This is a genomic window from Loigolactobacillus backii, assembly GCF_003946275.1.
GTDB classification, from domain to species: domain Bacteria; phylum Bacillota; class Bacilli; order Lactobacillales; family Lactobacillaceae; genus Loigolactobacillus; species Loigolactobacillus backii.
In genome coordinates, this window is the sequence record NZ_RHNQ01000078.1 from 1 (window position 1) to 7,745 (window position 7,745).

10 protein-coding genes are annotated in these 7,745 nt (G+C 39.2%); 3 read left to right on the forward strand and 7 right to left on the reverse strand.

Going from position 1 to position 7,745, the window contains the following annotated elements; all coding sequences use genetic code 11:
• Positions 1–208: 208 nt before the first annotated feature.
• The 5 genes from lacD to EKM61_RS12305 all read right to left on the reverse strand — a co-directional run bounded on the left by lacD (position 209) and on the right by EKM61_RS12305 (position 3,657).
• Positions 209–1,204 (reverse strand): tagatose-bisphosphate aldolase, encoded by a 996-nt coding sequence (gene lacD, locus EKM61_RS10535; protein ID WP_068226398.1) that lies wholly within the window; start codon positions 1,202–1,204, stop codon positions 209–211.
• A gap of 90 nt (positions 1,205–1,294) precedes the next feature.
• Entirely contained in the window at positions 1,295–1,813 is a 519-nt protein-coding gene (lacB, locus tag EKM61_RS10540; protein WP_068226399.1) for a galactose-6-phosphate isomerase subunit LacB, read from the reverse strand.
• A 168-nt stretch (positions 1,814–1,981) separates the two neighbouring features.
• Positions 1,982–2,404: a galactose-6-phosphate isomerase subunit LacA gene (gene lacA / locus EKM61_RS10545; RefSeq protein WP_100071687.1), complete on the reverse strand. Its 423-nt coding sequence runs from the start codon at positions 2,402–2,404 to the stop codon at positions 1,982–1,984.
• A 105-nt stretch (positions 2,405–2,509) separates the two neighbouring features.
• The gene (locus tag EKM61_RS10550) at positions 2,510–3,400 is read right to left on the reverse strand and encodes an IS3 family transposase (protein WP_102115571.1); all 891 of its coding nucleotides are present in this window, start codon (positions 3,398–3,400) and stop codon (positions 2,510–2,512) included.
• Between the two features lie 5 nt (positions 3,401–3,405).
• Positions 3,406–3,657 (reverse strand): IS3 family transposase, encoded by a 252-nt coding sequence (locus EKM61_RS12305; protein WP_002816285.1) that lies wholly within the window; start codon positions 3,655–3,657, stop codon positions 3,406–3,408.
• Positions 3,658–4,647: 990 nt separating this feature from the next.
• Between EKM61_RS12305 and EKM61_RS10565 the strand changes: the two genes are divergently transcribed.
• The 3 genes from EKM61_RS10565 (at position 4,648) to EKM61_RS12100 (ending at position 6,025) form a co-directional block, all read left to right on the forward strand.
• Positions 4,648–5,457 (forward strand): ParA family protein, encoded by an 810-nt coding sequence (locus EKM61_RS10565; protein ID WP_057879149.1) that lies wholly within the window; start codon positions 4,648–4,650, stop codon positions 5,455–5,457.
• Positions 5,450–5,785: a DUF5388 domain-containing protein gene (locus tag EKM61_RS10570; protein WP_057879148.1), complete on the forward strand. Its 336-nt coding sequence runs from the start codon at positions 5,450–5,452 to the stop codon at positions 5,783–5,785. The genes EKM61_RS10565 and EKM61_RS10570 overlap by 8 nt, the downstream gene beginning before the upstream one ends.
• A gap of 66 nt (positions 5,786–5,851) precedes the next feature.
• Complete coding sequence (locus tag EKM61_RS12100) at positions 5,852–6,025, forward strand: hypothetical protein (RefSeq protein WP_162259330.1); 174 nt, start codon at positions 5,852–5,854, stop codon at positions 6,023–6,025.
• A 310-nt stretch (positions 6,026–6,335) separates the two neighbouring features.
• Here the strand turns inward: EKM61_RS12100 and EKM61_RS10580 are convergent, their stop codons facing one another.
• Together EKM61_RS10580 and EKM61_RS10585 are read right to left on the reverse strand one after the other, a co-directional pair.
• Entirely contained in the window at positions 6,336–7,169 is an 834-nt protein-coding gene (locus EKM61_RS10580) for a hypothetical protein (protein ID WP_068377547.1), read from the reverse strand.
• 20 nt (positions 7,170–7,189) lie between these two features.
• On the reverse strand, positions 7,190–7,603 hold the full coding sequence (locus tag EKM61_RS10585; protein WP_068377550.1) for a hypothetical protein: 414 nt from the start codon (positions 7,601–7,603) through the stop codon (positions 7,190–7,192).
• Between the last annotated feature and the right edge of the window lie 142 nt (positions 7,604–7,745).

Genomic DNA, 7,745 nt, shown 5'->3' on the forward strand with positions numbered 1-7,745 from the left:
ATGAGTAAACAAAAAGCACATTCACCGAAGTGAATGTGCCGTTCAAAATCTCCACCAATACGATTTGACAGAGACCCCAATAAGGCCAAGTTTTGAGACAATTCATTAGCTCAAAAATTGTGCCCACTGCGTTCCAGCCCAGTTCCCGTGGAGGAATCCAGTGGAATTTTCTATACATAATATTTCAGTTTATTTAAAGTAAAATCAATTATTTTTGAACCTTGTCAAACCATGAACTTGCAGTTGAGAACAAAACCTTGTTCAATGATTCAATGTTTTCACGGCCTTGTGATTGTAACCATTTATGGCCAGATGCTTCACTTTCACCAGCAAATGGTTCTACAGAATGACGCCAAGTTGCACGGCCACAAAGGACACCGTTGAATTTTGAGCCTGCTTCTTTAGCAAACTTCAATTCGTCTTGGAATAATTCAGCAGAAACACCAGCACTTAAGAAGATAAATGGTAAGTCTGTAGCATCACTTTGTTCTTTGTAATACTTCAAAGCTTCGTCACGTGTATAAACAACGTCATCAGAGCTCTTAGCAAATCCTTCAACGTATGCTTGGTTTACAGGAACTTCAAGCTTCAATACATCAACACCATATTGAGGTTTTGAAAATTCTTTTGTCATTGCAATGACTTTACCTGGTTTTACCTTAGCGTAATCTTTACCAGTTGCATCGTCGTTGTTAGCATCATATGATACTAATTCCAAGAACAATGGCATATCTTCGCCTTTGCATTCGCTACCTAAACGTTCGATAAAGACTTGTTTGCGATGGTTAATATCGCCGCCTTCGTCTGGATCGTAGTAGAGCAAGAACTTGATAGCGTCAGCGCCTTGTTCTTTCAAACGACGAACTGACCAATCATCCAAAATGTCTGGGAAACGGCCAGGCTCAGTAGCGTCATAACCGGTGCGTTCGTATGCAAGCAATAAGCCAGCACCGTCTGCACGAGCTTTTGAAGCTGGAAGTCCGTATTGAGGATCCAACAAGATACCTGTTGAGTATGGTGTTAATTCGCTTGATACAGCAACTTTGAAGTCTTCAATTTCTTTTTGTGAAGCTTCTTTGCCACTAGCAGCACCAATCATTTTTTTCAATGATCCACGTTGGTCAATAGCTAAAGCATCAATGACGCCATCTTTATTTGATAAAGCTTTGATTCCTTTTTCCTTACCTGGTGTTAATTTCAACATAAAATGATTACCCCTTTTTTGTTTTTCATGATTTCTCATGAGTTATTTCAAGAACGCTTTCATTATAAAGCGCTTGTCAAGATTTCACAACTAATCGTGATAAACTCCTTCAGCCCACTTTTCATTCTCTTCATCAAAGAAATGTGGGTTGTCTTTTTGTTCTGGGTTTGGAGTTGCAATGTTGTCGATTTTGTCAATCAACTTCTTGTTTTCTGGTGTTTCTTTATATTCAGAATCTAAGAATACAGAGATGATATCTTCGCAAAGATGTTCACCAACCGTTGCGCCACCAAAACCAATGACATTGGCGTTTAATTCTTCTTTTGCGTAACGAGCACCAACTAAGTTTGAAACTAAGGCTGCACGAACACCTTCGTTTTTGTCTGCAGCAGTACTGATACCAATACCAGTTCCACAAAGGACAACACCTAAGTCAGCACGACCATCAGCAACATCTTCAGCCACACGTTTGCCGTAAATTGGGTAGTGGGTCCGGGTTGTATCATAAGTTCCTTCATCAATTACTGTGTGTCCTTGTGCTTTTAAAAAGTTTGAAAGTTGAATCTTTACATCTGTAACAATATGGTCATTACCAATAGAAATAATCATTCGTAATTCTTCCTTGAAGTTAATATTTAGTCTTGAATCGATTCTATCTGTGATATGTTGTTTCTCGTTTTCGTTCTCTAATCTCTTTATGCCTATTGTGTTTTCCAGACTGGATTGAAGCTACTCCGAAAAGTTGCTTCGTTCACTCTAAGTCAATAACCGCACTTTCTAGATCATTTTTTCCAACATATCCAAACGAACTTGGTGACGGCCACCTGCATATTCTGTGTCCAAATAGTACTGAACAATGTTATATGCTAATTTTTCAGCAACAACACCACTACCAATTGCAATTGCCTTTGCACCATTATGCATAGCAGTCATATGGGCGGTATTTTCTTCAACAACATTAGCAGTAACCATTCCTTTAACCTTGTTACTTGCCATTGCTGAACCAACACCATACTCATCAAACATAACAGCCTTATCAGCATCACCGTTCAAAACTTCTTTTGTAACGGCAAGTGATGATTCTACAAAGTCTTCTGCAGGTTTTTCACTGACATCAATAACTTCATAACTATGATCTAACAAGTATTTCTTAACTTGTTCCTTTAAATTAAATCCTTTTTTGTGGATTGAAGTCAATATTTGAGACAGGTTTTAAGAGACATTCAGAACCGCATTTACCTTCCACAGCTCAAATAAATCATTAATCGTGATTAATAACTTATTTGAACCATGGAAAGCATTAAATCAGGCGGCCATTTGGCTCGTAAGTGTTGCAATTTCAACTTGTAAGGGGGTCTGGTAGCCCAGTGAACTATGAATTCTCTTCCTATTGTAGAAAGCATGCACATATTCAAAAAGGACGGCAGCGGCAGTTTCATAATCTTCAAAGACCGGCACTGGATAAACACATTCCTTTTTGAGGGAAGCGTGAAAGGATTCCATTGGCGCATTATCATACGGACAACCCTTACGGCTGTATGAGTGGCGGATATGTAGTTCAGTTAAACGTTGATTGTAATCATCGCTGGTATACTGTGATCCTAAATCCGTATGGATAATCAGGTCCCCAGTAATGGTTCGATTTTTAACCGCGCTTTCCAGGGTCTTTAAGACTAAATCAGTAGCCATCTTTTTTGAGAACGAATAGCCGATAATCCGTCGTGAGTGCAGGTCCATGATGGTTGATAAGTAACACCAGCCATTACGCTTCGTTTGAATATAGGTCATATCAGCGGTCCATTTTTGATTTAAACCAGTGGTCGAGAAATCCTGCTTAAGCAAGTTGGGACGCTGTTCAACCTTGGTTTTGGAAGCCGAAGCCGCTTTCCACTTATTGACGGTAACGGAGTGGATATCCAGTTCCTTCATGAGCCGGGAAATCCGTCGTGGACTGCACCGAAGCTGCAGTGGTTGAAGTTCCAGATTCAATTCATGGTGGATCTTCATAACACCGTATCGCTGCTTAAATTCCGCAAAGATCCGCAGAATCCGTTGTTTCAAGTCCGCATCTTCGGCCCGGCGTTTTGAAGGTTTGGGGGATCGATAACGATAATACTGAGCTCTGGAAACACCGAGGATTCGGCACATCTTGGTTACCTGGTGGTGATGGCTTTCTTGGTGAATGTAATCAAAGATATTGGTTACTTCTGCGCAAGGAAGCCCAGGGCTTTTTTTAGGATTTCGTTCTCCTCAGACAGCGAAGCCAGTCGCTTTTCCATCGCTTTGATTTCGTCTGGCGATTTACCGGATTGAGTTTTGGCCTGGCCCTGGATCCACTTATGAACGGTTGAATAGCCAATGCCATATTCTCTGGCCAGTTGGGCAGCTGATTCGCCTTGCTTATATAGGTTGATAATGTTTTGTTTGAATTCTTTGTCGTAACGAGTTGGCATGTAAAAATTCCTTCCTTTTGAGAGACGATTTATTTCATTATACGCTCTCTTAAAAGTTGTCTCAGGAATCAGCTTACATCCACCATTATGAATTTAATGTTGACGGGTTATGGTTTTCCATTTAGTTTAGAGGGAGTGACGTTTTGAGCGCAGAATTGTTCCCTGGAATCAGCTATTTGGAATAACTGAACCAGAGTACAATTCTACTACTAAAAGTTTCCCCTTAGTTCGTCGGTCGTTAACGCCCGTCGCTTGTCTGTACAATTGCGGTATTGCTACCACCACTCATTATAAACCTACGTTTTCGGTTTAACCTACTAAAAAACGCCCTAGTAGGCGTTGGTAATACGTATTTATTTTTGTTCGATCACCAACTAATCAATGGCACCAAGCCGAAGCTTCGTTTTACCACCCGCGCCGTTAATGGTTGCGCTCACCATTCACCACCCAGCCGTACAGATAACCTTGTTGTGGTATAGCCAGACTTATTGACGTCGCACTGGCAAACGTGTCCCCTTAATATTTATACTCTAGCTTGTCCCCTAGAATGGTCCGCGAGAAGCAATTGAATGTCAAGACTTGCAATTTGAGAGTCTATACCGTACAATTAATACATAAATTGGGTGTTGTTCCCGCGAAGGTAGATGGTCGCGGGGCTTCTTTTGTATATTCAGTTATTTTAGGTCTGGCTTAATTGCTAGGCCTTTTTTAATACAAGGATATTGTAGCTCCTTATTAGGCGAGTGTCAACTTTTATTTTCACAGCACTATAGCACTAAGTTGTTCCAGAACTACTGCACTATAAGGCTACTGAACTATAAGGCTACTGAACTATGTAGTGTTGTAGGGCCTTGATATGTCGGTGGTAACATCACATTTTTAATATGCTGTATAGCACTACAGAACTACAGAACTACAGCGCAACTACACTATTGACATACAGAACTATGTAGTGCTATAATTATAAACAGAAATGGAGGCTAGAACAACATGACTCAAGTTATTACTTTTGGTAATTTTAAAGGTGGGGTAGGAAAAACTAGTAATTCTACAATGGTTGCTTTAGAACTTAGCAATCGTGATTTTAAGACTTTACTAGTAGATTTGGACCCTCAAGGTAACGCTACAAATTTGTACTTAAAAACAAAACTAAATATCAGCAATGAAGTTGGGCATTTCGACAGGACTTTAATGTCTAGTGTAGAAGATGGCAATCTAGATAGCTCAATCATCAACATCAAAGATAATTTGGACTTGCTAGCATCAGCACCTGACTTCTCGTTATATCCGAGATACATGGAAAAGCTCCATAATTATAATGATAGGGTGAAAGAATTTGATAGGCTTTTAACGCCTCTAAAAGCTAAATATGACTATGTAATCATTGACATACCGCCGACAATTAGTTTAATAACCGACAGCGCACTATATGCTTCGGACTATTGTCTTATTGTTATGCAGACACATGAACATAGTTTTGAAGGTGCTGAGGCATTTATCAAATACATTCAAGAAGAAGTCATTGACGAGTATCAAGCACCAAGACTTGAGTTAGTTGGAATCCTAGCTGTCTTACTGCAAGCGGGAGCACCAGTTGATGAAGCAACGGTAGCTAACGCAATCTCGGAATTTGGCGAAGATAACTTATTTAAAACTAGAATTCACTCAATGCAGCGTTTAAAGCGGTACGGGATTACAGGAATTACATTTAAATCAAAGTTTGATAAACGTGTATTTGCAGTTTATAAAGATGTAACTGATGAACTACTAAAACGAATTGAGGTAATTGAACATGGCTAACTCTCTTATTCGGTCTAACAGAAACAAAGCAACTGCCATTCCCAAGCCAACTAAGCAAGCTAAAGCATCAGATTTTGACAAAAGTGCTAGTGACAATAGAGCAGTCAGCTCAGTAACATTTGACACCAATTTAAAAATTAGCAACCACACTAGGAACAAACTCCAAGCGATGGCAATGATTGGATACGCTGAAAATCAGCGACTATCCGTTGATACTGCTATTCAGTCATTCTATGAGGAGCTGTCTACGAATGAACAACGTGAATTTGACTTACAGGTTAGCACACTAGAAACAAGAGATGTAAAACTGAAAAGTAGGAACAGCTAGCACATAATCATAATTTAGGTGGAATCGTTATACTATTATTGTAGAGATAAACAAGGAGGAATTAAAATGAGTTATTCAGAAGCAATGGCTAAACACTACTATTTAAAAGAGTTTGCTGATAAATTGGACTCTAATAAGCCTGATAAAATTGCTATTCAGCATGAGATAAACAGCCTAGAACTTAAAAAACAATGGTTGGAAGAGTTCTTAAACAGCGAGGACGATAAAGAAAAGAGATAATTAAAAATGTTCGGAAGTTTATTACAATTATTGGGACTATCAAGGTGGTATCACCATGAACAGCACGCAGATAGGTCGAATGCTCGTAAAGCTAGTGGTAAATCAGTCTTTAGTTATGATGACCTCAAAGGATTACGCAAGTTGGCATTCTGGCTATTTGTATTCAGCATATTCCTAAATTGGGGCATGTTCGGAGCTATTATGCTAATTGCATGGCTAGCAATGTGGGCAATAAGTATAATCTTTTAGTTTTGTTGTAAATTAAAAGCTATCTCAAATTACTGAGGTAGCTTTTTTATGGTTGATATAATTATTGTATTGGGTCTCCCGGTGCATGAATTTTACCTGTAGAACTAACTCCCCAAGCAAGCCCGTCATCGTTGACAAAGCTCCAAGAACCATTGTCGCCTTCACTTGCGTTCAAGTCATCTAGTGATGTACCTCCAAAATCATCATCCCCATTGCCTCGAGATTTAGCCCAGTTTCTTAGAATCTGCTTGGCTTGGGATTCAGTTAAGGCTGTAGAACTAGTTGTAGACTGAGTAGAAGAAGACTCTGATGAACTACTTTCAGAGGAATCTGTGTCATCATTAGTAGAGTTTGCCGTTGTGTCCTTATTTTGAGTAATTAATTTTTGTTCAGTCAAATTATTTGAACTGGCAATGTTATGTGTAAATTTAGTATAGGCCAACTTATTGTCAGAGTTCAGGTACTCAATGTAGCCCTCACCTAAAGTACCTTGTTCGGGCATCTTTTGAAATAGCTGGTTGATGCTCTTTGTCTCACCGGCCTTGATTGTTAGAGTGCCTGTTTTATCAGATATAATTTTATTTGATGGCAGGACGCAAATGAATTTAGATTGGTCAAATTTGATGTTCTTATTCGTGCTATTCTTAATGGTAGCAGACACAACATAGACAGGGTCTGCCGTATTGTCCTCGGTGTCATCTTGATTTAGCTTAAAAGTAAATTTAACATTTCTTTTGGCACTATTTGATAAATTCTGAAAGTAACTGGTCTTAACAGTGCGTGTGCTGCTTTTAGGGCTAGAGCTAGATTCCTTTTGGTTGCTACTACTATTAGTAGTACATCCGCCAAGTAACAAGGTTAGCATAGTTGCACTTAATATTAATGACTTTTTCATCTTGTATAACTCCAATCTGGCTATTCATTATCGTTGTCAAAGTTATTATGGTAATAGGTATCTAAGTTAGAGACGTTCTCAGAATAGTAATTGATTGACATCTTTTCCTGCCACTGGGCTGGGTTGTGTCCCTTTATTTTTGCTGACTTTTGGGCGATTATTCTCCACCAATTTTTATTGTGTATGTCAATTGCAGTTACAGAAACAGAATAGGCTTCGTTAGGCGAAGAGCCAACGGACTCTAAATAGCAAAAGTGGGTCTTATGTGTTTTAAAATCTTTGACAGGAAAGACATATCTCTTAGTGCGTGTATTCTTATATAGATAAACTACTTTATCATTAGTTGACACAGCGAACGGGTGTCCAGCACCGTATGCTAATACTTGCCAATTCATAGACTTTGCGTTGTGTTCCCAGATTGTATCCGTATCCATACTGCCATCTGGCAATTTAGTGACGTGCTTGTAAAGTCCCCAGATTGCAAGCAATAAAATAATAACCCGAATTATTCATACGAGGTTTAATATCGGCATACCGCACAATTTTGGACCAATTCTCGTGCTGCTATGGCGTAGT

What these genes read in the sequence shown, in the direction of transcription:
- lacD (WP_068226398.1), bottom strand. Translation starts at nt 1,204, where the DNA reads ATGTTGAAATTAACACCAGGTAAGGAAAAAGGAATCAAAGCTTTATCA.
- EKM61_RS12100 (WP_162259330.1), top strand. Translation starts at nt 5,852, where the DNA reads ATGAGTTATTCAGAAGCAATGGCTAAACACTACTATTTAAAAGAGTTT.
- EKM61_RS10570 (WP_057879148.1), top strand. Translation starts at nt 5,450, where the DNA reads ATGGCTAACTCTCTTATTCGGTCTAACAGAAACAAAGCAACTGCCATT.
- EKM61_RS10580 (WP_068377547.1), bottom strand. Translation starts at nt 7,169, where the DNA reads ATGAAAAAGTCATTAATATTAAGTGCAACTATGCTAACCTTGTTACTT.
- lacB (WP_068226399.1), bottom strand. Translation starts at nt 1,813, where the DNA reads ATGATTATTTCTATTGGTAATGACCATATTGTTACAGATGTAAAGATT.
- EKM61_RS10565 (WP_057879149.1), top strand. Translation starts at nt 4,648, where the DNA reads ATGACTCAAGTTATTACTTTTGGTAATTTTAAAGGTGGGGTAGGAAAA.
- EKM61_RS10585 (WP_068377550.1), bottom strand. Translation starts at nt 7,603, where the DNA reads ATGGATACGGATACAATCTGGGAACACAACGCAAAGTCTATGAATTGG.
- EKM61_RS12305 (WP_002816285.1), bottom strand. Translation starts at nt 3,657, where the DNA reads ATGCCAACTCGTTACGACAAAGAATTCAAACAAAACATTATCAACCTA.